Raw genomic sequence first — 23087 nt, 5'->3', positions numbered from 1 at the left:
GAGTGATTAATGTTGCGTTCATTATGGATAGGCCTGCTACTGGCCCTGCTATGGCTGCCTTTTGCTCAGGCAGAGGAAAATTTTTTGCCGCCAGAGCAAGCTTTTAAACTGGTGGTGAGCAAGGAGAAATCCGGCCAGATCAAGCTGCATTGGGATATTGCCCAAGGCTATTACCTTTACCGTAAAAATATAAAAGTAGAGAGCCTGCCTGCGGGGCTTATCGAAAAAACAGAGTTACCCGCCGGTACACCTAAAACGGATGAATTCTTTGGCGAAACCGAGGTTTATTTTAATCAGGTGGATGTGCAGCTTAAAGCGCCTCATGCTAAGGAGCTGGTAATCGGCTGGCAGGGTTGCGCTGAAGCGGGGCTGTGCTATCAGCCGCAAACACGGCAAATTAAATTGGATCAGCTGGATGCCTTAGACAGGCCTTCATTACCCAACTCGCTTAATCTCAGTGATAGCCAGCCGCCTGTGTCTGAAGACTTACCTGCAGGCGAGCTGGCTGAAGATCAGCAAATTGCACAGCGATTAAGCCAGGCGCATTTGGGATGGATGCTGCTGATGTTTTTGGGGCTGGGTTTACTGATGACTTTTACCCCCTGCGTGTTACCGATGGTGCCTATTCTCTCTAGCCTGATTGCAGGTAGTGGGGCCTCACCTCGGCGTGGTTTTATGCTTTCACTGGCTTTTGTTTTACCTATGGCGCTGACTTATGCGGCATTGGGTGCTGCTGCGGCAATGGCAGGGGCTAATCTGCAGGCCTTTTTGCAAAATCCTTGGGCGCTGGGGGTGTTTGGCATGATTTTTGTGCTACTGGCGCTGGCGATGTTCGGGGTGTACGAGTTGCAGCTGCCCGCCGTGGTGCGTGATCGGCTATCGGCTGCCAATCAGAAGTCGCAAGGCGGAACAATAGGCGGCGCGGCCATCATGGGATTTTTATCGGCCTTGCTGGTGGGGCCGTGCATGACTGCGCCATTGGCGGGGGCTTTACTTTATATCAGCAATACCGGCGATGTATTGAAAGGGAGCTTGGCCTTGCTCTCGATGGGGCTGGGAATGGGATTGCCGCTGCTGCTGGTGGGCACACTAGGCGCACGTTTTCTGCCGCGCCCCGGTGTATGGATGAATCGAGTCAAAATGGTGTTTGGCTTTGTATTGCTGGGTATGGCTATTTTGTTTCTGGCCCGCATCATGCCGCCAGCGCTGGCTTTGGCGCTATGGGGGGCTTTATTGCTGGCGATGGCTTTTTGCCTCTGGGCTTTATTGCCGCAAAGCGAAGCTTGGGCAATCCGTAGTCTTGCTGCTGTGATGGCGCTTTGGGGCGCGGCAATGGTGCTGGGCGCTGCCGCAGGTCATCATAATCCGTATCAGCCCTTAGTATTTATGCAGGCAACAGCGGCGAATCCCCTTGAGCGGCCTTTTCTGGAGCGTTTTACCACAGTAAAAAGCGCGGGCGAATTGGCTGCAGAAATCCAATCGGCCAGCGGGCAAGGGCAGTGGATCTTGGTGGATTATTACGCGGACTGGTGTGTGGCTTGCAAAGAAATCGAGCGCGATGTGCTGGGTGATGCCCGCGTGCAGCAAGCCTTAGCAGGCATGCGATTAATCCGCCCGGATGTGACCACATCTGGCGATCAAAGCCAGGCACTACTCTCTGCTTATCAGGTGCTTGGCCCGCCTACGCTCTTGCTTATTGGCCCCGATGGTAAGGAGCGGCGAGCACAGCGGATTGTGGGCAAGCTGAGCGCCGATGCCTTTCTTGCCCGCTTAGCGCAAGCCAAGTTATGAATAGCATGATGAGTATCGGCCCTTTTCCTTTGGCCTATGCAGTGTTAGGTCTATCGCTCTTGATCGGTGCAGGCGTGGGGCGTTATCTGGGGAAAGGCCAAGGCATTGCCTCTCTGCTGCTTGATCTTTTATTGGCAGGGGTGCTGGGCGCACGTTTGGTGTTTATTGCCCTGTGGTTTGATCTTTATCCCTCGCTCTGGGCCATGATCGATTTACGCGATGGCGGCTACAACCTATGGGGTGGTTTGGCGGCGGCCTTGTTGTATGCAGGATGGCGGGTGAGATTAAACGTGCCCTTGCGTCGGCCCCTTGCTTGGAGCTTGCTGGCCAGCGTATTGGCCTGGGGAGCGATGACGACCATGCTAAGCATGCAAAAGAGCGCGCCACTTTCTGCTTTGCCCTTGCAGCATTTAGCCGGCACAAAGACCACGCTGGCTAAATTGGCCGAAGGCAAACCACTGGTGCTTAATCTATGGGCCAGTTGGTGCCCGCCTTGCCTGCGTGAAATGCCGGTGCTGCAAGCCGCTCAAGCGGCAGAGCCCAATATCCGCTTTGTGTTTGCCAATCAGGGAGAAGCAAATGCCGTTGTTGAGCAGTATTTGCACAAAAATAAACTGAATCTAAACCATGTGCTGGTCGATCCTTTTAGCCAGTTGGCTAAGGAATACGGCACGGTGGCGTTTCCAAGCACTTTGTTTTTTAGTGCAGATGGTCAATTGCTGGGCTCTCACCTGGGTGAGCTGTCTGCTGCTTCTTTAGCTAGTAAGCTTCAATTACTGCGCTCTGCCCAGCCAGAATAGGAATAATCAAATGAAAGTAATCATCACCGTATTAGTTAGTAGCTTATTAATGATGAGCCACGCTCAGGCCGCATCTGATTGGCCTGCTCCGATTAAAGCTTTAGAAAGCAAAGGGATGGAAGTGCTGGATAGCTTTAAAGCCCCCGGCGGTGTAACAGGCTATGCCGCCTTATATCAGCAGCAGCCGGTTACGGTTTATCTAACGGCCGATGGCAAGCAGGCGATTATTGGCTCGATGGTCGATAGCAAAGGCGAGCCGCTTAATCAGGCGCATGTTGATCAGCTATTTAGCAATAAGCTCTGGAAGCAGCTAGAAGACAGTCATTGGATTGCCGATGGCAATAAAAATGCACCAAGGGTTGTATATACCTTTACCGATCCTAATTGCCCCTATTGCCATAAATTATGGAACGATGCCCGGCCTTGGGTGAACGCAGGCAAGGTGCAGATCCGGCATATTTTAGTGGGCATTATTAAAAGCGATAGCATGGGCAAAGCCGCTGCATTGATTTCTGCCAAAGCGCCAGAGGCCGCGTTTTATCAACATGAAATACAGCACGCTAGCGGCGGGATAAAGCCTTTGGCTCAGATCCCCAAAGACGCGCGCAGTAAGCTAGATGCCAATTATCAATTGATGCAGCGATTTGGCGCTTTTGCTACACCCGTGACGTTTTACAAAGACAGCGAGGGCAAAATGCAAAAAACACAGGGTGCACCACCGGCAGAAATGCTGCCCAAAATATTTGGCCCGCGCTGATTTAGGATCTTTTAAATATAAAAAGGTGGGGTAAAAAATAGAGCCGCTTAGATTAAGCGGCTCGAATGAGTAAATTGAATGCGCTGCAGGCTTAGCGGCGCATTCTGGCATCTAGCTCTTCTACCTTGGTCCGCGCCCAAGGGGTGCGGCGCAGGAAATTTAAGCTGGATTTAATTGATGGTTCTTTTTCAAAGCATTGAATTGGGATGCGGCGGGCCAGCTCTGGCCAGCCAAAATGGTCGACTAAATCGGTGAGGATTTTTTCCAGCGTGATACCGTGCTGGGGATTATTTATTTGGGTCATGGCGTTAATTTCTATAAATAGTGAGGGCTAGTTTTTTATTTGCAGTAAGGGAATGCTAAAAATCGCATTAAGCTCAACTGGGTTATTAATTAAATCTTGCAGGGTATAGCGATCTAGCACGCTATAAAACGCCTGCATGGCTTCATTGAGTACGCCTTTTAAGCGGCAAACCGCGCCAATGCTACAGGTGGAGTGTTCACGATCAAAGCATTCTACAACGGGGCTATCAAGCTCGCTCAGGCGCACCAAAGCACCGATGCTAATCTGATCTGCAGGGCGAGATAAACGCATGCCACCGCCTTTGCCACGGGTGGTGTCCAGAAAACCATTGCGCGCCAAAAAGCTCATTACTTTCATCAGATGATTGTCAGAAACGCCATAGGCCGATGCAATCTCCCCTCGCGTCACAATGCCATCATTCTGTACGCCAACGTAAATTAAAGTGCGCAAACAGTAATCAGTAAAAACATTCAAGCGCATCGCTGTTGTCCGGACTTTATAATAAGCATTTATAGTACATCTTTAGGGTAGATAAGAATACGGCATTTAATGCCAGTGGGTTTGGGCAGGCTTAGCAAGCTAAGTTCTGGTGGGTTTTCCTCAGGCAAAGACTATGGCGCGATAGCTATTGGCCCTGTTTTGGTAAAAATGAAATTGGTTGGAGCTAACCCAATCCTATCAACTTAAGGGGAGTTCGTAGGTTGGGTTAGTAAGTTTTATCGCGTAACCCAACATTCTTTTGCGCCTAAATGTTGGGTTACGCTGGCTTATCCGCCAAAAATAGGCGAATAAACCAGCTAACCCAACCTACAAAAGCATTACTCCCCGCGAGTTTTGCTTAAGTTGACAGAATTGGGGGCTAGCCGGGTAAAACAATGTATAAGTGTAAATTATCGTGAAAGCTATTGTAGTTGCTTAATGACCTATTATTTAAAGAGGGTAATTTGAATATCAATCTGGATCAATCTCAAGATTTATCAATTACGCTGAGCCCATTATCTAAAGCCAATTGGCTTGCCTGTGCAAATCTAACACTCCCGTCCGAGCAAGCAGATTTTCTGGCTCCTAATATCTATTCTATCGCCGAATCAAAATTCGAGCCCCATTATCAGCCGCGTGCTATTTGCTTGGCTGGCAAGGTGATTGGGTTTTTGATGTATTGCCCTGACATCGACCTGCCAGACCCCGAGTTATATTGGCTATTTCGTTTTATGCTTGGCGCTGAATATCAAGGTAAAGGCTATGGTGCGATAGCCATTCGCCTTGCTTTGGATGAAATGAAAATGGCAGGGGCTCGCCGAGTAATCACCATGCATAAACCCTCAAACGAAATTGCCTCACGTCTTTATCAGCGAATGGGTTTTTGTAAAGTGGGCTATGCGGAAGATGGCGATATTGAGTTGGAATTGGTTTTCTGATTTTAAAAGTGGGAGTAGGCTACAAGTAAAATAAGCCAATTAACTGTGGTGTTTTTTCTGCTTTTTTCGTAGGTTGGGCTAATGCTTTATCAGCCCAACAATTTATCAAGTATCACAACCCTAAAGACAACGCGACAAGAATTATTACGTGCATTAAATCTGCTGCACACCCCATTCTTCATCAATATCACCTAATCTAATTGCTCTATGGATGGATGAATAAGGCCAATCAACAGCCTTGGTGACATAACCATGCTTTACCGGATTGAAATATATGTAAGCAACATGTTTTGCTAAATCTTCATCGTCTCTGATTAAGTGTTCCCAATAACGGCGTTGCCAAATTCCACGCTCTCGTTTTAATTTTCTGCTTTTTATAATGACTTCGGTTTTTTGAATTGACCGAGAAAATGTGGCCTTAATTAAGGCCCAGCGCAATGGGAAATCGGCATCACCAACGGGTAAGCGCCAAATTGCATGCAAATGATCGGGCAACACCACGATGGCAATAATCTTGAAAGGATGTGAATGTCGTATTTTTCGAATTGCTTCACGCAGTAAGTCAATTTGCTCAAGCAATAGAGCACTTTTTCGATTGGCAAGGTTCACGGTAAAAAAATAAGTAGCACCCGCTATATTTGCTCTTCGATACTGCATGAGGCGACCTTGATGAAATGTTGGGCTGATAAAACTTTAGCCCAACCTACGGTATTTATGTAGTCCTCCCCTGTTTTTCTCCGTGTTTCAAGAATGGGTTTTCAACTCTGCGCCATCCTCGTTTTCGCCAGCGGTGGATTTTTAGCGAAGTAGCGTTTGATGCCTTTGTGCAAGGCACCGGCCATTTTGTGTTGGTAGGCTTCGTCGATGAGTTTTTGCTCTTCCTGCGGGTTAGAGATAAACGCGGTTTCAACTAGGATCGACGGGATGTCGGGTGCTTTGAGTACGGCGAAGCCCGCTTGTTCGATGTTTTGTTTGTGCAGGCGGTTGATATTGCCGATCTCGCCCAGCATGGATTTGGCGAGTTTCATGCTGTCGTTATTGGTGGCGGTTTGGGTTAAATCCATCAGCGTATGCGCCAGCGCTTTGTCTTTAACGTCGATTTTTACTCCGCCAATCAAATCGGCATCGTTTTGCGTTTGTGCCAGCCAGCGTGCGGCGGTGCTGGATGCGCCTTTTTCAGACAGCATAAATACCGAGGAGCCATTGGCATCGGGTCGGGTAAAGGCATCCGCATGGATGGAGACAAATAAATCGGCCTGCACGGCGCGGGCTTTTTTAACGCGCACGCCAAGCGGTACAAAGAAGTCGCCATCACGCGTGAGCACGACGCGCATATTCGGCTCGTTCTCTAACAGCGCTTTCAGTTTTTTGGCAATGGCTAGCACTACGGTTTTTTCATGGTTGCCGCCGGGGCCAACTGCGCCGGGATCTTCACCGCCGTGGCCCGGATCGAGCACGATGGTAATCAGCCGATCGACTTTCATTTTGCTGCGATCAACTGTGCCGTCTTTGTTTTCCTCGGGCTTAGTTGGGGCTACGGGTGCAGGTGGGGCAGGTTTGATATCGCTGGTTTGATCATCCAAAAACGCCAGCAGCGGGTCATTTTGCGAAGCAGGGTAGAGATCAATCACTAAGCGATGCTTGTATTCGCCAACAGGATTGAGCGTAAAAATTTGTGGTTTGATTTCGGTTTTTAAATCCAGTACCAAGCGCACCGTACCGGGCTTATTGCGTGCGGCGCGCAGCTGCTGGATATAGGGATCATCACCGCCCACTTTGCTGGCCAAGCTTTGCAATTCATTGTTGATATCAATGCCTTCCAAGTCGACCACCAGCCGTTCAGGGTCTTTAAGCGAGAATTGCTTAAAGGTGAGTGGAACGGTGGATTCGATGGTGACGCGAGTGTAAGCCTGCGCAGGCCAAACACGCACGGCTACCACGCTGGCGGCGGGCGCAGCAAAGCCAAAGGGGGTAACGGCCAGCAGCAGGCTGGCGCTCGCTCCACGCAAAATATCGCGGCGCGCTAGCTGGGGCAGGTTTTCTAAACCTGCTGAAGACGATTGAGGCATGTTTGGCCTTGCTCACTAAATGCTTGGATATGGGCCATGCGGCTCGTTTGATCGGACACTAAAGAAGCTTCGGGCGTTAAAGTAATGATCCAGTCGGGGGTAGGTAAAAGACCTTCCGCCTTATCTGCCCATTCGATCAGGCAAATAGATTCGGGGTTAAAGTAGTCTCTAAAGCCTGCATCTTCCCATTCGCTGGCGTCATTAAATCTATACAAATCAAAGTGATATAAGTATAAGTTAGAAACAGTATAAGGTTCAACCAGCGTATAGGTGGGGCTTTTTACTCGGCCAGCAAAACCCAGCCCACGAAGCAAGCCTCGGCTGAGCGTGGTTTTGCCTGCACCTAGGTTGCCTTCCAAAAAAATCACCATGCCCGCCGCTACGCTTTGCGATAAGCGTGCGCCCAGCGCCAGCGTGGCATCTTCATCGGCTAAAAAACATTTGAAATCAGTATTGTGTGGCATGGGCTATGACATCCATTGGCTTAACGCTCATACGGTGAATTGGGGCCTAGCAGCCTGCTCGCAGGCAAAAAACGCATGAAGTCGGTATCATCGCGGCTATGCATACGTCTCTACCCTCATTAGATTATCAAAAACTCGCTCAGCAAATTAAAGGCTGGGCGCAAGAATTAGGTTTTGCTCGGGCCGGAATTACCGGCATCGATTTAAGCCACGCCGAAGCCGGTTTGCAAGAATGGCTAGATGCGGGCTTTCACGGCGAGATGGATTATATGGCAAGGCACGGCATGAAACGTGCCAGACCTGCAGAATTACACCCCGGCACTATTTCACTTATTTCGGTTTTTTTGCCTTATTTGCCTCCGGCAGCGGCAAATTCAGAAGAAATTCTGGCGAACGGCAGCAAGGCCTATCTTTCCCGCTATGCGCTGGGGCGTGATTATCACAAGGTATTAAAGGGCCGTTTGCAGCAATTAGCAGATCGCTTAACCAAAGAAATTGGCCCTTTCGGCCATCGGGTATTTGTGGATTCCGCTCCGGTGCTTGAAGTGGAAATCGCTAAACAGGCAGGGCAGGGCTGGCGGGGCAAACATACTCTGCTGATTAACCGTGAATATGGCTCTTACTTTTTTATTGGCGAGTTATTTACCGATTTGCCGCTGCCGCCTGATCCACCGCAGGAAGAAGAGCACTGCGGGCGCTGTACCCGTTGTATTACGGCCTGTCCGACCGGTGCGATTGTGGCACCGTATAAAGTGGACGCACGGCGCTGTATTTCCTATTTAACCATCGAGTTAAAAGGCAGTATTCCGCTGGAGTTTCGCCCCATGCTGGGCAATCGCGTGTATGGCTGCGATGATTGCCAAATGGTCTGCCCGTGGAATCGCTTTGCTGTGGATAGCAAAGAAGCCGATTTTCATGTGCGCCATGGCCTTGATGATGTCACGCTGGTTGAGCTATTTGCCTGGTCAGAGGCCGATTTCAAACAAAAAATGGCCGGTAGCGCTATTTACCGCATTGGTTACGAGCAGTGGCTTAGAAACATGGCCGTTGGCCTTGGCAACGCGCCCACTTCGCCTGAGGTGATTGGGGCACTGGCGGCTAGACGCGACGACCCTAGCGATATTGTCAAAGAGCATGTGCTGTGGGCTTTGGGGCAGCATGGGCAGTAAGCTGGCTTGTGGTAATACGGCAGGCAGCACGGAAGTCAGAACGCATACCACTTTTGGCGCAAGCCGAGATCAAGCTCGCTTTAAACCATGGCAAAAGTTTAAAAGTAGACACTCTGCGAATTTAGTTTGGATGACATCGGGCTATGCCAATATAATCTCATCTTTCTATGCACTTTCTGCCTCATGACAAGACGCTGCTATCAGCTCGGCATTCGCATTGCCTTTTTGGCGATCATGCTGCACGTCTTGATGCCCTTGCTGCATGCTACCTTGCCGCAGTCTGCTCTACGCAGTAGTGTATTTTGCGGCACGCTTACACCGCTTGTGGAATACCAGCTCAGCCAGCTGCCCGGTAGTAAATCCGAATCTGTTTTAGCGAAAGCCGCGCCTGCCTGTGTGCTTTGCGCCCATGCGGATCAAAGCCAGGCACCTGCTGTTGATGTGCTTGCGCCAAAGCTGGCGGTGGCGATGTTGCCGCATACTTTTGGCCTGCCCGCACCGCCAGTACTGCGCCCGCATCGCAACTCCGCCCTTCCTCCCCCCAGCCAAGCCCCGCCTATTTTCTCCTAACAGATTCTTGAATGCGTTGAAAAAGGTCTGTAGACACAGAGCCAAATAAGAACACAGAGCGCACTGAGAAAACCTAAGGTTGGTCCGTGCGCCTTGCATGCTTATCTTTACGTCTATTGGCTTAAGGTAAAAAATTGCTGAAGCTTGATGAATACAAGCCTCATGGGGGAATCTTTAAAGGTTTTCTCCGTGTGCTCTGTGTTCTCACCGATCTCTGTGTTCACAGATCTGATGTTTTTCAGCCTTTGTGCCTAAATACTCACGCGTTTTCAATAGATCTGTTAAGCCTTTTTTGCACCCAGTTTAGCTGGCGTGCCCTTTTATGCTGTCTGGAGAAAACCATGCGTTTATATGCAATTCTTGCCGTACTTATTTTATCTGCCTGCAATTCTAGTGGTGATAACGAAGCCCCCCCCGTGCTTCCTGCGCCTTTGGCTGATCAAGCCGTTTCGGTGCAATTTGCGCTGAAAGCAGGCGGGCAGGCGGTGGAATGTAATACCACCTTGCCGAGTCTGGGCCTAGTGGCAACACCTGCTAAATTGCGCGATGCGCGGCTGTATGTGCACGATATCAAGCTGATTAATGCGCTGGGCAAGGAAGTGCCTTTGGCGTTGACGCAAAACGATCATCAATATTTGAATGTGGCCCTGCTGGATTTTGAAAATAAAACGGGTCAGTGCGTGGGCTCGGCGGGCTTAAATACTCAGGTCAGCGGCATTGTGCCGGGTGGTCAATATATTGGCCTGAGCTTTAAAGTGGGCGTGCCTGATACGGCTAAAGATGCAGCGGGTAAAGACGTGGTGCTGAATCATTCCGACACCATGGCAGTGCCTTCGCCGCTCAATAATATGGCGCTGGGCTGGAGCTGGCAGGCGGGCCGCCGCTTTGTACAGCTGGAGTTAAATCCTGATGTGCCAAGCGTAAATGGCAAGGCGGTGAACTGGTATTTCCATTTAGGCGCAACCGGCTGCACGGCCGATGCAGTGGATGCCAATCGCTTTAGCTGCAGCAATCCCAATCTTGTGCCGGTGCGTTTAAGCAGCTTTGATGTGGCTAAGCAGCAGGTGGTGCTGGATTTGGCAGCCCTGTTGCAAGGCGTAGATATCAGCAGGGATGCGGGCGGCGCGGTGGGTTGCATGAGTGGGCCGACCGATCCGGAGTGTGGGCAAATCTTCGCTAATCTGGATTTAAATCTGAATGAATCGGCGGCGGGTAAAAAGGATGCGGGCCTGCCTAAGGGCGATGGTAGTTTTTCTAAAGTATTTAAGGCCGCTCTGAAATGATTAAACGCTGCCTTTTGGCAGCGTTAGTGCTCGGCGGCTGCGTGCAGTCGGGCACTTCCACCTCAGATCCAGTGCGCACAAATGCAAGCTGGAGCTGGGAGCTGCCGTTTTATTTTCCTACCCCCAAAGTCCCTAGTAATAATCCAATGAGCGAGGCCAAGTTTCAGCTGGGCCGCAGCTTATTTTACGATGTGCGGCTTTCAGGCAATAGCCAGCAAAGCTGCTCATCCTGCCATGATCAGAGTAAGGCATTCACTGATGGGCGAGCGGTTTCGCTAGGCTCTACCGGCGAGAGCACACCCAGAAACGCGCAAGGTTTGGCCAATGTGGCCTGGCATAGCACTTACACATGGGCCAACCCCGCATTGGCGACGCTGGAGCGGCAAATGGAAGTGCCGCTATTTGCCGAGCATCCGGTGGAAATGGGTGTCACCGATCAAAACAAGGCCACCATCTTGGCGCGCTTTCAGAGCGACACCGCCTTAGTGCAGCGCTTTGCCGAAGTCTTCCCCGGTGAGCCGATTGGATTCCCGCAGATTATTAAAGCGATTGCCACATTTGAGCGCGGTTTGATTTCTGCTTCGTCTAAATATGATCAGTATTTGCAAGGCAAGGCGACGTTGTCGATCGCGGAGCTGCGCGGCAAGGATCTGTTTTTTGGTGAGCAGGCCGAGTGCTTTCATTGCCATGGCAGCTTTAATTTTAATGATCAGGTGCGCCACGCAGGCTCTAATACGGCAGAAACGCTGTTTCATAACACAGGGCTTTATAACATCGATGGTAAAGGTGGCTTTCCCGAGCCTAACCGTGGCTTGTTCGAGCTGAGCGGTGTACCAGCGGATATGGGCATGTTTCGTGCGCCCAGCTTACGCAATGTGCAGCTTACCGGCCCCTATATGCACGATGGCAGCATCGCCACGCTGGAAGAGGTGCTGGATTTTTATGCTGCAGGTGGGCGCGAAATCAAAACCGGTCCGCATGCAGGGGATGGCCGCCTTAACCCGTTTAAAAGCGATTTGATTGTTCGTATTCAGCTTAACGAGCAAGACAAAGCCAATATCGTCGCTTTTTTAAAGACACTCACCGATGAAAAATTTATTACTGATCAGCGCTTCGCTGATCCTCGCCGCAGCAAATAGCGCACTGGCCCACGATGGGCCGCATGATGATGAGACCGCAGGCAATACGCAAATTAATCTGCTGACACATGTACGCTACCTAAGCGGCGATTCGGCATGGCCCAGTGCCTTGCCGGTATTGGGTGCCAGCACGGAAGACAGGCGTGGCGCGTGGTATAGCGGTTCTGGTATTGAATGGCGTCAGCGCTGGACGCCAGAAATGGATACGCTGCTGATGGCCGCTTATGACGAACACGAGCAGCGAGTGGTGCTGGATCATGCGGTGATTCGTTATCAAACTGAAAGCGCGCAGCTGGCTCTAGGGCGGCAGTCACCTGTGTTTGCCGATGCCGGGTTAAGTGCTTGGGCACTGCCTGATTTATGGCTTTATACGGTATTGGGTGATGATCATTGGCACGAAGATGGCTTAGCCCTGCGTTATACCACGGGTAATCTGACTGGCCACGCCGGCGTTTTTAATGGCCGCCACGGCTATCCGGGGGCAGAAAGCGCCATGTGGACGGCAGGCTTAGCATGGCAGGATGGCCCTTGGTTTGTGGCAGGCCATGCCGCGTATTTACCGGATGTAAATCGCGCCTTTGCCACAGATGCACATAGCGGGCATAGTCACCTAGGGCAAGCTGTGGGCTGCGGTAAGTTAACAGATTGCCTAGCTGGAAAATCAACTCTGCTGCGTGCTAAGGCAGGCTGGCTGGGGGCGCGATATTGGCTGCAATCGGCATGGAGCTGGCAGCGGCAGGATGGTCAGCTTGATAGCACTTTGGGCCGCGTTGCCTATCAGGGGGAGCTAAACAGCTTGGCGCTTGAGGGCGGAGCCAAAATCACCGACACCATAAAACTGGCGCTGCGCCATGAATGGATGGGAATTGCTCATGAATTAGCAGGTGTTAACGCCGCACAAATTGCCAGCAAAAACGGCATTGCCAATAGTGACGAGCAGCCAAGGCAAACAGGTATACGTCTGAGTTGGCAAGCCCATCCCGTGCATTTGCTGGCGGTGGAGCTGTACCAAACTCGGCGTAATGGTGAGTCGAATCATCTGGCGATGCTGCAATGGCAGATGAATGCGAGGCTGTATTGATGGTTGATAGATATTTTTTGTAGGGCAGGTGCAAGCCCATGTGCGCAAACTAATGGGGTCTTAGTAGCAAACAAAGAAAAAAAATTGACGATTATGCTCTCGGCACGGGGCTTAAATCTCCCCTTGAAACACGCCGTAGCGAGGAACAAGCGGGGCGGGGGATCGCTTGGGAGCGAGGCAGCGAGCCAATCCCGCCCGCCGCCGACTCGATTGTCCGCAGCGCAGGGGCCTTCGTGTTTCGTAGGGGTGGCCTTCTTTGGCTTCGTTTCTTGGCCACACAAGAAAGGAAGGTCCAGCGGGACGCCCGCACCTAAATCAACGTGCCGAAGGCACTAAAAAGATCTTTTTGACTTTGGTTAGTGCATACGCGGGTTTCACCCGCCCTACGAATGTTGCAACGCGTGTGTTTTACTCCGGCAGGCCATGGGCTTGCCTCTTTTAAGGGAAATAAAAATGAAGAAAATCGCTTTATTACTGGCCGCTTCTTGCGTGTCTTTTGCTGTTTTTGCCCATGAATATAAAGCTGGGGAGATTCGGGTGGTGCATCCTTTTTCAGTGCCGACTTTACCGGGCAAGGATGTGGGGACGGTGTATATCGGCCTTGAAAATAAAGGCGCTCAGGCGGATCAGTTAATCGCAGCGACGAGTGATCGTGCTGCCCGGGTAGAGATTCATATTATGAGTATGGAAGGCGATGTGATGAAAATGCGCCAGGTGCCTGAGCTGGAAGTGAAGGGCGGCGAAACGATCAAGATGAAGCCGGGTATGGGCTATCACCTGATGATTTTTGGCGTGAAGCAGCCTTTAAAGGTGGGGGACAAATTTCCGCTGAAATTGCAGTTTAAAAAATCAGGCGCAGTTGAGGTGTCGGTGATGGTGCAAGAGCGGGACATTGGGGCAAAAGCGGCGGAAGGGCATTTTCATTAGCCTTGTAGATTGAGATGAAGTGGCTAAGGAGGCGGCTCGAAATAATTTTTTAAATCACTATCAACGCAAAACAGTCATTCCCGCGTGCCTTTGGCGGGAATCCAGCCGCGCTGCTGGATTCCCGATAAAAACACTCGGGAATGACGATGTGTCGAAAGCGATAGATTTAGCCGCCTTGTAAACTTGCTTTCTGCCCGCTTAATTATTTTCTATGTAAGTAAGGTTTATGTACGTATTCTCACTTAATTTTTTCTTATGGCATTAGCAATTATTTGCTAAGCAATATTTGATTATTCAAATTTATTTGTGATTATGCATTTATCATAAGCATAAAAAGCCAATATCTGCGCTAGATCAAGCAATCTTATGTCATTAAAAGCCAAGCTCTTGCTTGGCCTTCAATATATTGCCCTAGGCATATTCCCTTACCTTAAAAATAGCGGCGCTAAAAGTGAGTATTTACGCGGCATGACGGGGATTTTGCACATTAAAAATCTATAAAATTTACGTCGCTTTAGAGCTTATTTTAATAATGTAGTTCATTTGCTGTGAAAATTACCCATAAAAAAATGGTCCTTTTTAGTAACGCATCCGTTGGTTTGTAAGGTATTAATAGTAGCAACATAACACTGACACTTACTTAAAGGATGCCCTGATGGCAAATCAGTCTAGCCACCCTAAAGGCCTCTATCTTTTATTTGCCACAGAAATGTGGGAGCGCTTTTCTTACTACGGTAATCGTGCCTTACTCGCACTGTTTATGATTTCAGCTTTGTCGTTTGACAAGCACTTTACCTCGGCGCTGTATGGCCAATATACGGGCCTAGTGTATTTGGCGCCCTTGGTGGGGGGGTATGTTGCCGATCGATTCTGGGGCAATCGTCGCTCTATTGTGGTTGGCGGCATATTAATGGCCATTGGCCAGTTTTTCTTATTCTTTGCAGGTACTTGGTTTCAAGAAGCTAAAATTGCAATCCCGCTGTTTTATAGTGGCTTAGGTTTTATTATTGCGGGTAATGGCTTTTTTAAACCCAATATCTCGACCATGGTTGGCCAGCTTTATGAGCCCAACGATAGTCGCAAAGACACTGCCTACACCATTTTCTATATGGGGATTAACTTAGGCTCGTTTATGGCACCGCTGATTTGTGGCGCTTTGGGCGATACCGGTAATCCCGCTGATTTCCGTTGGGGCTTTTTAACGGCTGGTGTGGGGATGCTGGTCTCTTTGGTGATTTTTATTACTTTCCGTGATAAATATTTGGTTGATCCAGCCGGTAAATTGATTGGCCTAGCGCCAAGCAAAATCAGTGCAGCAGAGCGTGCTAAGCGCGATACGCCGCTGACCCCGGTCGAGATCGAACGCATTATCGTGATTGGCGTATTGTCATTCTTTGTGATTTTCTTCTGGTCTGCATTTGAGCAAGCAGGTGTATCGCTGACTTTCTTTGCGGCCGAATCCCTGGATCGTGAAGTGCTGGGCTTTGTTGTGCCTACATCATGGTTCCAATCGCTGAATCCTGTGTTTGTGCTGATTTTTGCGCCAGTATTGGCTTCTCTTTGGACTTTCTTGTCGAAAAGAGGCGCAGAGCCTAGCTCTCCGACCAAAATGGCTTGGGGGCTGTTATTTCTTGGCTTTGGTTATATCGTGATTGCAATGGCGGTAAAGCATATCGAGCCGGGCGTGAAAGTATCGATTATGTGGTTGGTCACCATGTACTGGCTGCATACCATGGGCGAGTTATGTCTTTCCCCGATTGGTTTGTCTTTGGTGAATAAGCTCGCGCCTGCACGCTTTGCATCGCTTTTGATGGCGGTTTGGTTTACCGCTAGTGCGGCCGCAAACTGGTTTGCCGGTATCTTGGCGGGTTTCTACCCAGAATCCGGCCAAGCCATACCAAGCTTTATGGGTTACCAAATCAACGGCATCTACGAATTCTTTATGCTGTTTGTAGGGATGGCGATGGCCGCTGCGGCACTCTTGCTCTTGTCGACCAAGAAACTGCAAAAAATGATGCACCCAGAAGTGGTTTAAGTTTTCTTAAGTATTGATATGCAAGTGGTGGCCCGTTTCAATGAAACGGGCCATTTTTTCGCGAAACGCTGCGCCTTCTTTTGGAGGAAGCCATCGTAGGGCGGTTGAAACCCGCCGTTTTGTAGCTGTCCAAAAGCAGCTTAGGGTAGGCACAGGGTTTATCGTGCGCACGCGGTGAGTTGTACACAGAACGCGTGGGCATAAAGGCTTGCCCACCCTACACTGCTGCTCGTTCCGGTTTTATTACTAAAAATATTTGATATAAGCGCGCATTAGCGAACTTCTAGCTCGCCCAGATCGGCACTCCGGCGTAAAATGCCATCCCATGCAAAATCCATCTCTTCCTTCTCATCCAATTGGTGTGTTCGATTCTGGCGTAGGCGGTTTAACCGTAGTGCGCGCTTTGATGGACAGACTGCCGTTTGAAAATATTATTTATTTTGGTGATACCGCCCGCGTGCCCTATGGGGTGAAATCGGTGGATACCATTGCCCATTTCACGCAGGAAATCGCCCAGTTTCTGCAAAATCAGCAGGTAAAGATGCTGATTATTGCTTGTAATACCATGGCAGCGGTGGCGGCAGATTTGGTGCGGGCTAGCGCCAATGTGCCGGTGCTGGATGTTATTGAGGCAGGAGCCAAAAACGCGGTAGATGTAAGCTGGACCGGCGGTATTGGTGTGATTGGCACACCGGCCACGATTAATTCCAACGCCTATGCCCGCGCGATTCACCAGTTGAACCCCGGCTACCGTGTGTATTCGCAAGCTTGCCCGCTCTTTGTGCCGCTGGTCGAAGAGGGCTGGCTAGATCATCCGGTAACTAAGCTTACGGCGCAGGAATACCTAAAGCCCGTCTTCGTAGAAAAAATCGATACGCTGGTTTTGGGCTGTACCCACTATCCACTGATTAAACCACTGCTCTTAGATGTGGTCGGTGGCCGGATGAAGCTGGTGGATTCGGCTTTATCTATTGCCGATCAGGCGGCTGATTTACTGCAATCCTCCGGCATGGCAAATCCATCCCATCAGGCCCCAGATTATCGTTTTTATGTGACCGATGTGCCGGTGAAGTTCCAGAGTATCGGTGAGCGCTTTTTAGGGCGTAGCTTGAACAAGATTGAGCGGGTGAATCTTTAACAGAGCCACGTGGCTGGCTGAGTTTTCCATAAACAAGATCGTCATCCCGGGGCATCCATTTCTTGTTGCAGTTTTTCTAGCTCATCCAGAATATGAAGAAATTTTTGCCCGAATGCTGTAACGCCGTATTCAACGCGCGGCGGCAGCTCTGGGTAGACGGTTTTTTCTAAAATGCCGAATTCCATATTTTTGCGCAAGCACTCATTCAGTACTTTGGTGCTTAGGCCTTCCACACAGCGCACCATTTCGCCGGGTCGATTAATGCCTTTGGCTAAGAGGCTAAACACGGTAAGCGACCATTTGCAGCCGTAAATGGTTTCAACCATGCGCGCACTGCGCTCTGGTGCTGTTTTCTGAGAAATTCTTTTGCTCTGATCAATCATCAAGATGTACCTGTTTGTGCCTACCCTACCGTTTTGTGCTTGGTTTTCAGGGGCATAAGGGGGAAATAAACTCTGTTTACACATCTTACTGATTCACGGAGCAATACCAATGAAAAACTTAAATCAAACGATTGCCCTTATTGTCGGCGGCTCTAGCGGTATGGGCCTAAGCACGGCAAAGCGTTTATTAGAGCAAGGCATTAAAACGGTGATTGTAGGCAGCTCTGCCGCCAAATTGGCGCAAGCGCAGCAGCAATTGGCCAGTTTAGGTGATCTTGAAACTATGCAGGTTGATTTATCCAATACAGGGGATATTGAGCGCTTGATTGCCTTTGCCCGCAACCATGAGCAGGCGATTAAATATTTAGTTAATGCGGCCGGATCATTCAATCCCAAGCCATTTCTGGAGCATGAGCAGCAAGATTACGATCAGTATTTAAATTTAAATCGCGCTACTTTTTTTATTACCCAGGCTGTGGTTAAAAATATGGTGGCCAATGGCGGCGGATCAATTGTTAATATTGGCTCAATGTGGGCTAAGCAAGCGATTAAAGCCACGCCTTCATCGGCTTATTCAATGGCAAAAGCAGGCTTGCATTCTTTAACGCAGCATTTGGCGATGGAATTAGCAGAGCACCATATTCGTGTGAATGCGGTTTCGCCCGCTGTAGTGCAAACGCCGATTTATCAGTCATTTATTGCTGCCGACCAAATCGATTCCGTCTTGGCTTCATTCAATGATTTTCACCCTATTGGCCGTATTGCTCAGCCAGATGACGTGGCTAAGGTGATTGAATTTTTACTGAGCGATAAAGCCAGCTGGGTAACGGGGGCGGTTTGGGATGTAGACGGCGGAGTGATGGCGGGGCGTAATTAAGGCAAAGGGGCGGCAGATAATTTAAATCTGCCGCTGCAAGCTGGCTTAGGCGTCTTATTTTCCGTAGCCTAAGGTTTCTATCCGGCTTATTTTTTGATCGATGGCATATACCCGCATCATGAGCCGGTTTGAGCCAAAGTTATATGTCCATTCTTGATGCTGAATTGGCGATTTGCTTGGGTCGGCCACTAAATCTCCTGCTGAATTACGATAAGTAGCCGGCAGGCTGTATTCACGTTTTTCAATGGGCGGGCCGCATTTTTCAGCGGCGCTGATTAATGGATCACCACTGCTAACAAGCTGCTGATCGCAGCGCATGGTATCGGCATGGGCGGCCATGCTGGCTAAAAGACTAAGCGCGCAGAGGTATTTCATGGTTGTGCCTTGTGAAGTGTCGGGGTTTATTCAGCGCCGTATATCGAGCTTTATTATATACGGGCTGATTTCTTTACCTATTTTCTGCAATCACTTTTAAAAAGTCATCGCCGTATTTTTCTAGTTTTCTATCGCCAATGCCCGAAACGCGGGACATTTCGTAATGATCTCCCGGGCGTAATCTCACCATTTCTTTGAGCGTGGCATCGCCAAAGATAATATAGGCGGGCACATTTTGCTCGTCGGCTAATTCTTTGCGGCGGCGGCGCAGTGCTTGCCATAGGGCTTGATCGGAACTCGTTACAAAGTCGCTGTCTTTTTCGCCTTTGTAATTAAATTTCTCGGTGCGCTCACGTAAAAACAGCGGTATTTCGCCCTTGAGCAGAGGCCGCGCAGCATCAGTGAGCTCTAAGCCGCCGTGGCCGGATGCATTTAAGCGGATGGCGCCACGGGCCAAGAGTTGCCGAAACACGGCGCGCCAGCTGGATTCGTCCACATCTTTACCGATGCCAAAGGTGGTGATGCGATCATGAAAATGCTCTTTTACCTTGGGCGTTGCCTTGCCTTGCAAAATATCTACCAAATGGCCAACGCCAAAGCGATTGCCGGTTCTAAATATACACGACAGCGCTTTTCTGGCCGCCTCGGTCATTTCCACCAGCTTGGGTGGGTTGATGCAATTATCGCAATTGCCGCAGCGCTGGCTTTCTTCGCCAAAATAGCCCAGCAAGGTTTGGCGGCGGCAGGCGGTGGCCTCCACCAAGCCCAGCATGGCGTCGAGCTTGCGCCGTTCCACCAGCTTTTGCATATCAGGCGAATTGGAATTATCGATCATGCTATTGAGCAAAATTAAATCTTGCAGGCCGTAAGCCAACCAAGTGTTTGCAGGCAAGCCATCGCGCCCCGCACGGCCGGTTTCCTGATAATAATTTTCTATGCTCTTGGGCAAATCAAGGTGGGCCACAAAGCGCACATCGGGCTTATCGATGCCCATGCCAAAGGCAATCGTCGCCACCATCACCACGCCTTCTTGTCTAATGAACTGCTGCTGGTTTTTGGTGCGCACACTGACATCCAGCCCAGCATGATAGGGCAGGGCGTTGATTTCCTTGCTTCGTAGCCAAGCTGCGGTGTCTTCAACCTTTTTGCGGCTTAAACAATACACAATGCCTGAATCGCCCTCGTGCTCGCGGCGGATAAAGGTGAGTAGCTGATCGCGAGCGTTTTTTTTCTCCACCATGGCATAGCGCAAATTTGGCCGATCGAAACTAGAGACAAACTTCTGTGCGTCTTCAAGGCGCAGCCGCTCTATCATCTCGGTGCGCGTGGCGTGATCCGCCGTGGCGGTGAGGGCAATGCGTGGAATGCCGGGGAATTCATCGGCAAGTAAGGATAGCGCCAGATATTCTGGCCTGAAATCATGGCCCCATTGCGATACGCAATGCGCCTCATCAATCGCAAACAAGCCAATCTGTGCACGCTTGAGTAGCGCCATAAAGCGCGCTGTGACCAGCCGCTCTGGCGCTACATACAGCATCTTGAGCTGACCATTGATAAACGCGTTTTCTACATCACGCGCCTCTTCCTGATTTAAGCTTGAATTTAAATAAGCCGCTGCAACACCCAGCTCTTTTAAGGCATCCACCTGATCCTGCATCAGCGCAATCAAGGGCGACACCACCACGCCGCAGCCATCTCTGAGCAGAGCGGGGATCTGATAACAGAGTGATTTCCCCCCGCCAGTAGGCATCAAAACCAGCGCATCCCCACCCCCCGCCACATGGCTAACAATAGTTTCCTGCTCACCGCGAAAACTGCGGTAACCAAAGACGTGTTCAAGGACTGAATGGGGGGACATGGCGAATCTTATGTGCAGCAAAGCGAGGATTGTACCCCTGTGTGGGGCGAAGCTAAAACTTGGCTGGTTTTGTGGGGAGGATTTACGTGGAATAAGTAATGTAGGGCGCACTCGAAGCACTGCGTGCAACAGTTTGTTAGTCGCTGAGCGATAAGCGCAGTGCGCCGTAAAGTCATTGCAAGATAATGGCGTACTGCGCCGGGCAATAAAACGCTGCCCAGCTTCGAGTACACCCTACAAAACTATGCATTACGGGATTGGATTGGATTGAATTCTATTTGCTCAGCCGGTATTGCTTTAACGCGTGGTCCGAAGCTGCTTAGATTTGAAAGCGTGACATTGTGATGTGCAGAAATTTGTGCGGCAGACAAAATTTCATTGTCCATTGTGGAATGGCCGTCAGCAATTAGCGTAACAGGGTAGCCCAAGGCAAGAGCGCGGCGGATGGTGGTGTCTACGCAAAATTCGCTTTGTAAGCCGCAAATAATTAAGTGCTCTGTACCAAGGTCTTTAAGCATGGCGTGCAGGTTGGTGTTGTGGAATGAATCTGAGGCGCTTTTTCTAATGTACAAATTGTCCGAGCGAGTTTGCAGACCCGCTGCCAGCTGCCAGCCATCCGAGCCATATTCAAGCGGACCACCATTTTCTTCATGCTGGATATAAATAACAGCAACACTATTCTGGCGTGCTAATTGGGCCACAGCATTAATACGGCTAATTACTTGAGCGGCTTCAAAGGCTGCATATTTGCCATTGCAGAGGGCTTCTTGCACATCAATCACGAGCATTGCGGTTTTCATAGTGGCCTTGTGGTGATTTAAAAAAGATGAACATCAAGAGTATAGAACGAGCGCTTGAAGGTATAAGCAGGACGTACTTGAAGATTAAGTAGGGCGCAATCGAAGCTCTGCGTGCGACAAGTTTGTTAGTCGCTCAGCGATAAGCACAGTGCGCCCTATCGTGATATGGGCGAGAAGGTTCATGGCGCACTTGTGCTGGGCGATCAACCTTGCCCGGCTTCGAGTTCGCCTTTGCTGCGGGGTAAGCTTCTTCTGATTTCGAGCTCTGCAGAGCTGTAGTTCTGAATAAAAATTAACCGGGGCCAGAGAAAAGATAAATTTTCTTGTTTCGGCCCTGAGAGTATATGAGGCATAGCGGTTAAGCGTTGCAGGGTGAGGGGCTAATAATTATAAGTAACTGACGTATGCCTGTAGTCCCCGCTGTCTACCGCCTGAAAAGATATTACTATGACTTAGCTTGATCGTTATTTAAAGCGCCTTTCGCTAACAAGCTGGCTAACGCTCGATCAAGCAGGTCTGGCGTTTTTGCAACGGCGGCATGTTGAATCGATTGCATTTGGTAATGTTGATCTGTTGCTGGGCAATACCCCAAAGCTAAATCATGACGCTTTAGTTGAAAAACTATTAGTTCAAGGCCGCCCGGGATATTGCTACAAGATTAAATACATCACACCAGATGATGCTGGATTTGGGGCCGTTTATTTTACGTAGCGTTTCAATACTGCAATTACTTTGGGTGAATACAAGCTATTATATTTTGTATTCATTTCATCCTTTACCGTTTTACCCTCTGAAGTTTTTAACTTTGGATTTGCACCCGCCTTCAATAAAGCCTCAACACATTCAGGATTGTCATATTTGATATTTTGCATCAGAACGCTTTCAGCCGTATCCGTACGCACTGCATTGATATTACCGCCATGTTCCATAAGTAGCTTGATTCGCTCTGCCGCTTTGGGATCGGGCCTATCTTTTATATTGGATGATTTACGATCACATACATTGTGTAAGGGTGTTAAACCGTCAATTTTCGATACCAAGCTTGCATCAGCTCCTGCTTGCAGTAACGCTTTTAAGCTCTCTAAATCAGGGCTTCCTGTGTTCAATGGGCTGTAATTATTAGGTGTTTTTTGCTTCGCATTTGCACCTGCGGCGAGTAATTTCGAGACCAAATGTGGCCATGAAATTTGGCTCCTCATCCCTGTTGCCAACATCAACGGAAATTCAATTTGGTTTGGATCCATTTGATTTACGTCCGCCCCTGCTTGCAATAACACATCAACGAGCGCTCGGTCTGCCGCTTCGTCTTTATAGCTTTGTAATGCGGCAATCAGCGGCGGTGATTGCGTAGAGCCAAGTGCATTTACATTCACTTTATTCACTAATAGCGCTTTCGCACCCTCAGGACAATGATGATAAATCGCTATTTCAAGTGGCGTCATCTCTTGTGAATTGGGCTTATGTGGATTTGCCCCTTTTTTTAGTAGCGCATTGATTTTATTGAGTTCTTTAGCGTTTTTATTCTGGCAATAATTATCAACCGCAACCATTAAATCTTCGTTAACACCCGCATAAACAGGCGCGGTGATGGCTGCAGACAAAATAAGCGCCGCAGGGAATAAAAGATTATTTTTCATCGAGTAGTTCCAAAATAAACACAGAATATAATTTTGAAGTCAGTTTTGATTAATGTAAATACACAGAAACCACATAAAAGTAGGTAATCCCCCTACAAAACCAGCTCATTTTTAAGTAGAATTTTCTCGCAGTCTTTGAGGAGCTCTACATGAAAGCAGCACGTTATTCCGATAGCCAGATTATGGCGATTTTAAAGCAAGCTGAAGCCGGC

At 49.4% G+C, this 23087-nt stretch carries 25 protein-coding genes; 15 read left to right on the top strand and 10 right to left on the bottom strand.

All coding sequences use genetic code 11. The features are described 5' to 3' along the window. Window positions 1–9 precede the first annotated feature (9 nt). The 3 genes from dsbD to dsbG are packed head-to-tail and all read left to right on the top strand — an operon-like array spanning window position 10 to window position 3348. Window positions 10–1791, top strand: a complete 1782-nt coding sequence (gene dsbD, locus ACFQNF_RS12925) for a protein-disulfide reductase DsbD (RefSeq protein ID WP_380188367.1) — start codon at window positions 10–12, stop codon at window positions 1789–1791. Beyond that, the gene (locus tag ACFQNF_RS12920; protein ID WP_380188366.1) at window positions 1788–2591 is read left to right on the top strand and encodes a redoxin family protein; all 804 of its coding nucleotides are present in this window, start codon (window positions 1788–1790) and stop codon (window positions 2589–2591) included. Before dsbD ends, ACFQNF_RS12920 begins: the two co-directional genes overlap by 4 nt. Before the next feature lie 10 nt (window positions 2592–2601). Beyond that, window positions 2602–3348, top strand: a complete 747-nt coding sequence (dsbG, locus tag ACFQNF_RS12915; RefSeq protein WP_380188365.1) for a thiol:disulfide interchange protein DsbG — start codon at window positions 2602–2604, stop codon at window positions 3346–3348. Between the two features lie 91 nt (window positions 3349–3439). Here dsbG and ACFQNF_RS12910 read toward each other — a convergent pair whose 3' ends face one another. Beyond that, window positions 3440–3652, bottom strand: a complete 213-nt coding sequence (locus tag ACFQNF_RS12910) for a VF530 family protein (protein WP_380188364.1) — start codon at window positions 3650–3652, stop codon at window positions 3440–3442. Window positions 3653–3679: 27 nt separating this feature from the next. After that, on the bottom strand, window positions 3680–4132 hold the full coding sequence (locus tag ACFQNF_RS12905; protein WP_380188363.1) for an RrF2 family transcriptional regulator: 453 nt from the start codon (window positions 4130–4132) through the stop codon (window positions 3680–3682). Between the two features lie 464 nt (window positions 4133–4596). Between ACFQNF_RS12905 and ACFQNF_RS12900 the strand changes: the two genes are divergently transcribed. Continuing rightward, window positions 4597–5070 (top strand): GNAT family N-acetyltransferase, encoded by a 474-nt coding sequence (locus ACFQNF_RS12900; protein ID WP_380188362.1) that lies wholly within the window; start codon window positions 4597–4599, stop codon window positions 5068–5070. 153 nt (window positions 5071–5223) lie between these two features. Here ACFQNF_RS12900 and ACFQNF_RS12895 read toward each other — a convergent pair whose 3' ends face one another. The 3 genes from ACFQNF_RS12895 to tsaE all read right to left on the bottom strand — a co-directional run bounded on the left by ACFQNF_RS12895 (window position 5224) and on the right by tsaE (window position 7603). Then, window positions 5224–5727, bottom strand: coding sequence for an REP-associated tyrosine transposase (locus tag ACFQNF_RS12895; protein WP_380188361.1), 504 nt, complete (start codon window positions 5725–5727; stop codon window positions 5224–5226). 101 nt (window positions 5728–5828) lie between these two features. Continuing rightward, window positions 5829–7139, bottom strand: coding sequence for an N-acetylmuramoyl-L-alanine amidase (locus ACFQNF_RS12890; protein ID WP_380188360.1), 1311 nt, complete (start codon window positions 7137–7139; stop codon window positions 5829–5831). Then, the gene (gene tsaE / locus ACFQNF_RS12885) at window positions 7112–7603 is read right to left on the bottom strand and encodes a tRNA (adenosine(37)-N6)-threonylcarbamoyltransferase complex ATPase subunit type 1 TsaE (protein ID WP_380188359.1); all 492 of its coding nucleotides are present in this window, start codon (window positions 7601–7603) and stop codon (window positions 7112–7114) included. The genes ACFQNF_RS12890 and tsaE overlap by 28 nt, the downstream gene beginning before the upstream one ends. A gap of 98 nt (window positions 7604–7701) precedes the next feature. Here tsaE and queG point away from each other — a divergent pair, with 98 nt between their 5' ends. From queG to murI, 9 genes are all read left to right on the top strand, one after another. Continuing rightward, window positions 7702–8772, top strand: a complete 1071-nt coding sequence (gene queG, locus ACFQNF_RS12880; protein WP_380188357.1) for a tRNA epoxyqueuosine(34) reductase QueG — start codon at window positions 7702–7704, stop codon at window positions 8770–8772. Between the two features lie 183 nt (window positions 8773–8955). Beyond that, the gene (locus tag ACFQNF_RS12875; protein WP_380188355.1) at window positions 8956–9342 is read left to right on the top strand and encodes a hypothetical protein; all 387 of its coding nucleotides are present in this window, start codon (window positions 8956–8958) and stop codon (window positions 9340–9342) included. Between the two features lie 341 nt (window positions 9343–9683). After that, complete coding sequence (locus ACFQNF_RS12870; protein ID WP_380188354.1) at window positions 9684–10625, top strand: MbnP family copper-binding protein; 942 nt, start codon at window positions 9684–9686, stop codon at window positions 10623–10625. Continuing rightward, window positions 10622–11764 (top strand): MbnH family di-heme enzyme, encoded by a 1143-nt coding sequence (locus ACFQNF_RS12865; RefSeq protein ID WP_380188353.1) that lies wholly within the window; start codon window positions 10622–10624, stop codon window positions 11762–11764. The genes ACFQNF_RS12870 and ACFQNF_RS12865 overlap by 4 nt, the downstream gene beginning before the upstream one ends. Then, window positions 11712–12845, top strand: a complete 1134-nt coding sequence (locus ACFQNF_RS12860) for a hypothetical protein (protein ID WP_380188352.1) — start codon at window positions 11712–11714, stop codon at window positions 12843–12845. The genes ACFQNF_RS12865 and ACFQNF_RS12860 overlap by 53 nt, the downstream gene beginning before the upstream one ends. Window positions 12846–13298: 453 nt before the next feature. After that, the gene (locus tag ACFQNF_RS12855; protein ID WP_380188351.1) at window positions 13299–13772 is read left to right on the top strand and encodes a copper chaperone PCu(A)C; all 474 of its coding nucleotides are present in this window, start codon (window positions 13299–13301) and stop codon (window positions 13770–13772) included. 366 nt (window positions 13773–14138) lie between these two features. Next, complete coding sequence (locus tag ACFQNF_RS12850; protein ID WP_380188350.1) at window positions 14139–14273, top strand: hypothetical protein; 135 nt, start codon at window positions 14139–14141, stop codon at window positions 14271–14273. A 154-nt stretch (window positions 14274–14427) separates the two neighbouring features. After that, window positions 14428–15807, top strand: coding sequence for a peptide MFS transporter (locus ACFQNF_RS12845; protein ID WP_380188349.1), 1380 nt, complete (start codon window positions 14428–14430; stop codon window positions 15805–15807). 325 nt (window positions 15808–16132) lie between these two features. Further along, the gene (gene murI / locus ACFQNF_RS12840; protein ID WP_046353366.1) at window positions 16133–16945 is read left to right on the top strand and encodes a glutamate racemase; all 813 of its coding nucleotides are present in this window, start codon (window positions 16133–16135) and stop codon (window positions 16943–16945) included. Window positions 16946–16986: 41 nt separating this feature from the next. On the opposite strand, the gene ACFQNF_RS12835 is transcribed toward murI, so the two are convergent. Further along, window positions 16987–17328: a winged helix-turn-helix transcriptional regulator gene (locus ACFQNF_RS12835; RefSeq protein ID WP_380188348.1), complete on the bottom strand. Its 342-nt coding sequence runs from the start codon at window positions 17326–17328 to the stop codon at window positions 16987–16989. Window positions 17329–17437: 109 nt separating this feature from the next. On the opposite strand from ACFQNF_RS12835, the gene ACFQNF_RS12830 reads away from it, so the two are divergent. Then, window positions 17438–18205 carry an SDR family NAD(P)-dependent oxidoreductase gene (locus ACFQNF_RS12830; RefSeq protein ID WP_380188347.1) on the top strand — a complete coding sequence of 256 codons (768 nt, stop codon included), beginning with the start codon at window positions 17438–17440 and terminating at the stop codon, window positions 18203–18205. 54 nt (window positions 18206–18259) lie between these two features. On the opposite strand, the gene ACFQNF_RS12825 is transcribed toward ACFQNF_RS12830, so the two are convergent. From ACFQNF_RS12825 to ACFQNF_RS12815, 3 genes are all read right to left on the bottom strand, one after another. Then, on the bottom strand, window positions 18260–18580 hold the full coding sequence (locus ACFQNF_RS12825; RefSeq protein ID WP_380188346.1) for a DUF2845 domain-containing protein: 321 nt from the start codon (window positions 18578–18580) through the stop codon (window positions 18260–18262). A gap of 73 nt (window positions 18581–18653) precedes the next feature. Next, window positions 18654–20438 (bottom strand): DNA helicase RecQ, encoded by a 1785-nt coding sequence (recQ, locus tag ACFQNF_RS12820; RefSeq protein ID WP_380188345.1) that lies wholly within the window; start codon window positions 20436–20438, stop codon window positions 18654–18656. A 242-nt stretch (window positions 20439–20680) separates the two neighbouring features. After that, window positions 20681–21238, bottom strand: coding sequence for a cysteine hydrolase family protein (locus ACFQNF_RS12815; RefSeq protein ID WP_380188344.1), 558 nt, complete (start codon window positions 21236–21238; stop codon window positions 20681–20683). Window positions 21239–21763: 525 nt separating this feature from the next. On the opposite strand from ACFQNF_RS12815, the gene ACFQNF_RS12810 reads away from it, so the two are divergent. Next, on the top strand, window positions 21764–21949 hold the full coding sequence (locus tag ACFQNF_RS12810) for an arylamine N-acetyltransferase (RefSeq protein WP_380188343.1): 186 nt from the start codon (window positions 21764–21766) through the stop codon (window positions 21947–21949). Here the strand turns inward: ACFQNF_RS12810 and ACFQNF_RS12805 are convergent. Further along, complete coding sequence (locus ACFQNF_RS12805) at window positions 21937–22875, bottom strand: ankyrin repeat domain-containing protein (RefSeq protein WP_380188342.1); 939 nt, start codon at window positions 22873–22875, stop codon at window positions 21937–21939. The genes ACFQNF_RS12810 and ACFQNF_RS12805 overlap by 13 nt on opposite strands. Window positions 22876–23087: the final 212 nt, after the last annotated feature.

The sequence above is a fragment of the Iodobacter arcticus genome, assembly GCF_042664895.1.
Taxonomy (GTDB): Bacteria; Pseudomonadota; Gammaproteobacteria; order Burkholderiales; family Chitinibacteraceae; genus Iodobacter; species Iodobacter arcticus.
The sequence above is the reverse complement of the archived record's forward strand: the minus strand, read 5'-3'. Positions and strand labels throughout refer to the sequence as shown.

Coding starts and splice junctions, on each gene's coding strand:
- tsaE (WP_380188359.1), bottom strand. CDS start 7,603: ATGCCACACAATACTGATTTCAAATGTTTTTTAGCCGATGAAGATGCC.
- ACFQNF_RS12860 (WP_380188352.1), top strand. CDS start 11,712: ATGAAAAATTTATTACTGATCAGCGCTTCGCTGATCCTCGCCGCAGCA.
- ACFQNF_RS12855 (WP_380188351.1), top strand. CDS start 13,299: ATGAAGAAAATCGCTTTATTACTGGCCGCTTCTTGCGTGTCTTTTGCT.
- recQ (WP_380188345.1), bottom strand. CDS start 20,438: ATGTCCCCCCATTCAGTCCTTGAACACGTCTTTGGTTACCGCAGTTTT.
- ACFQNF_RS12805 (WP_380188342.1), bottom strand. CDS start 22,875: ATGAAAAATAATCTTTTATTCCCTGCGGCGCTTATTTTGTCTGCAGCC.
- ACFQNF_RS12835 (WP_380188348.1), bottom strand. CDS start 17,328: ATGATTGATCAGAGCAAAAGAATTTCTCAGAAAACAGCACCAGAGCGC.
- ACFQNF_RS12830 (WP_380188347.1), top strand. CDS start 17,438: ATGAAAAACTTAAATCAAACGATTGCCCTTATTGTCGGCGGCTCTAGC.
- ACFQNF_RS12870 (WP_380188354.1), top strand. CDS start 9,684: ATGCGTTTATATGCAATTCTTGCCGTACTTATTTTATCTGCCTGCAAT.
- ACFQNF_RS12895 (WP_380188361.1), bottom strand. CDS start 5,727: ATGCAGTATCGAAGAGCAAATATAGCGGGTGCTACTTATTTTTTTACC.
- ACFQNF_RS12875 (WP_380188355.1), top strand. CDS start 8,956: ATGACAAGACGCTGCTATCAGCTCGGCATTCGCATTGCCTTTTTGGCG.
- queG (WP_380188357.1), top strand. CDS start 7,702: ATGCATACGTCTCTACCCTCATTAGATTATCAAAAACTCGCTCAGCAA.
- ACFQNF_RS12825 (WP_380188346.1), bottom strand. CDS start 18,580: ATGAAATACCTCTGCGCGCTTAGTCTTTTAGCCAGCATGGCCGCCCAT.
- ACFQNF_RS12905 (WP_380188363.1), bottom strand. CDS start 4,132: ATGCGCTTGAATGTTTTTACTGATTACTGTTTGCGCACTTTAATTTAC.
- ACFQNF_RS12910 (WP_380188364.1), bottom strand. CDS start 3,652: ATGACCCAAATAAATAATCCCCAGCACGGTATCACGCTGGAAAAAATC.
- ACFQNF_RS12890 (WP_380188360.1), bottom strand. CDS start 7,139: ATGCCTCAATCGTCTTCAGCAGGTTTAGAAAACCTGCCCCAGCTAGCG.
- ACFQNF_RS12850 (WP_380188350.1), top strand. CDS start 14,139: ATGTCATTAAAAGCCAAGCTCTTGCTTGGCCTTCAATATATTGCCCTA.
- dsbG (WP_380188365.1), top strand. CDS start 2,602: ATGAAAGTAATCATCACCGTATTAGTTAGTAGCTTATTAATGATGAGC.
- ACFQNF_RS12815 (WP_380188344.1), bottom strand. CDS start 21,238: ATGAAAACCGCAATGCTCGTGATTGATGTGCAAGAAGCCCTCTGCAAT.
- ACFQNF_RS12920 (WP_380188366.1), top strand. CDS start 1,788: ATGAATAGCATGATGAGTATCGGCCCTTTTCCTTTGGCCTATGCAGTG.
- ACFQNF_RS12865 (WP_380188353.1), top strand. CDS start 10,622: ATGATTAAACGCTGCCTTTTGGCAGCGTTAGTGCTCGGCGGCTGCGTG.
- dsbD (WP_380188367.1), top strand. CDS start 10: ATGTTGCGTTCATTATGGATAGGCCTGCTACTGGCCCTGCTATGGCTG.
- ACFQNF_RS12845 (WP_380188349.1), top strand. CDS start 14,428: ATGGCAAATCAGTCTAGCCACCCTAAAGGCCTCTATCTTTTATTTGCC.
- murI (WP_046353366.1), top strand. CDS start 16,133: ATGCAAAATCCATCTCTTCCTTCTCATCCAATTGGTGTGTTCGATTCT.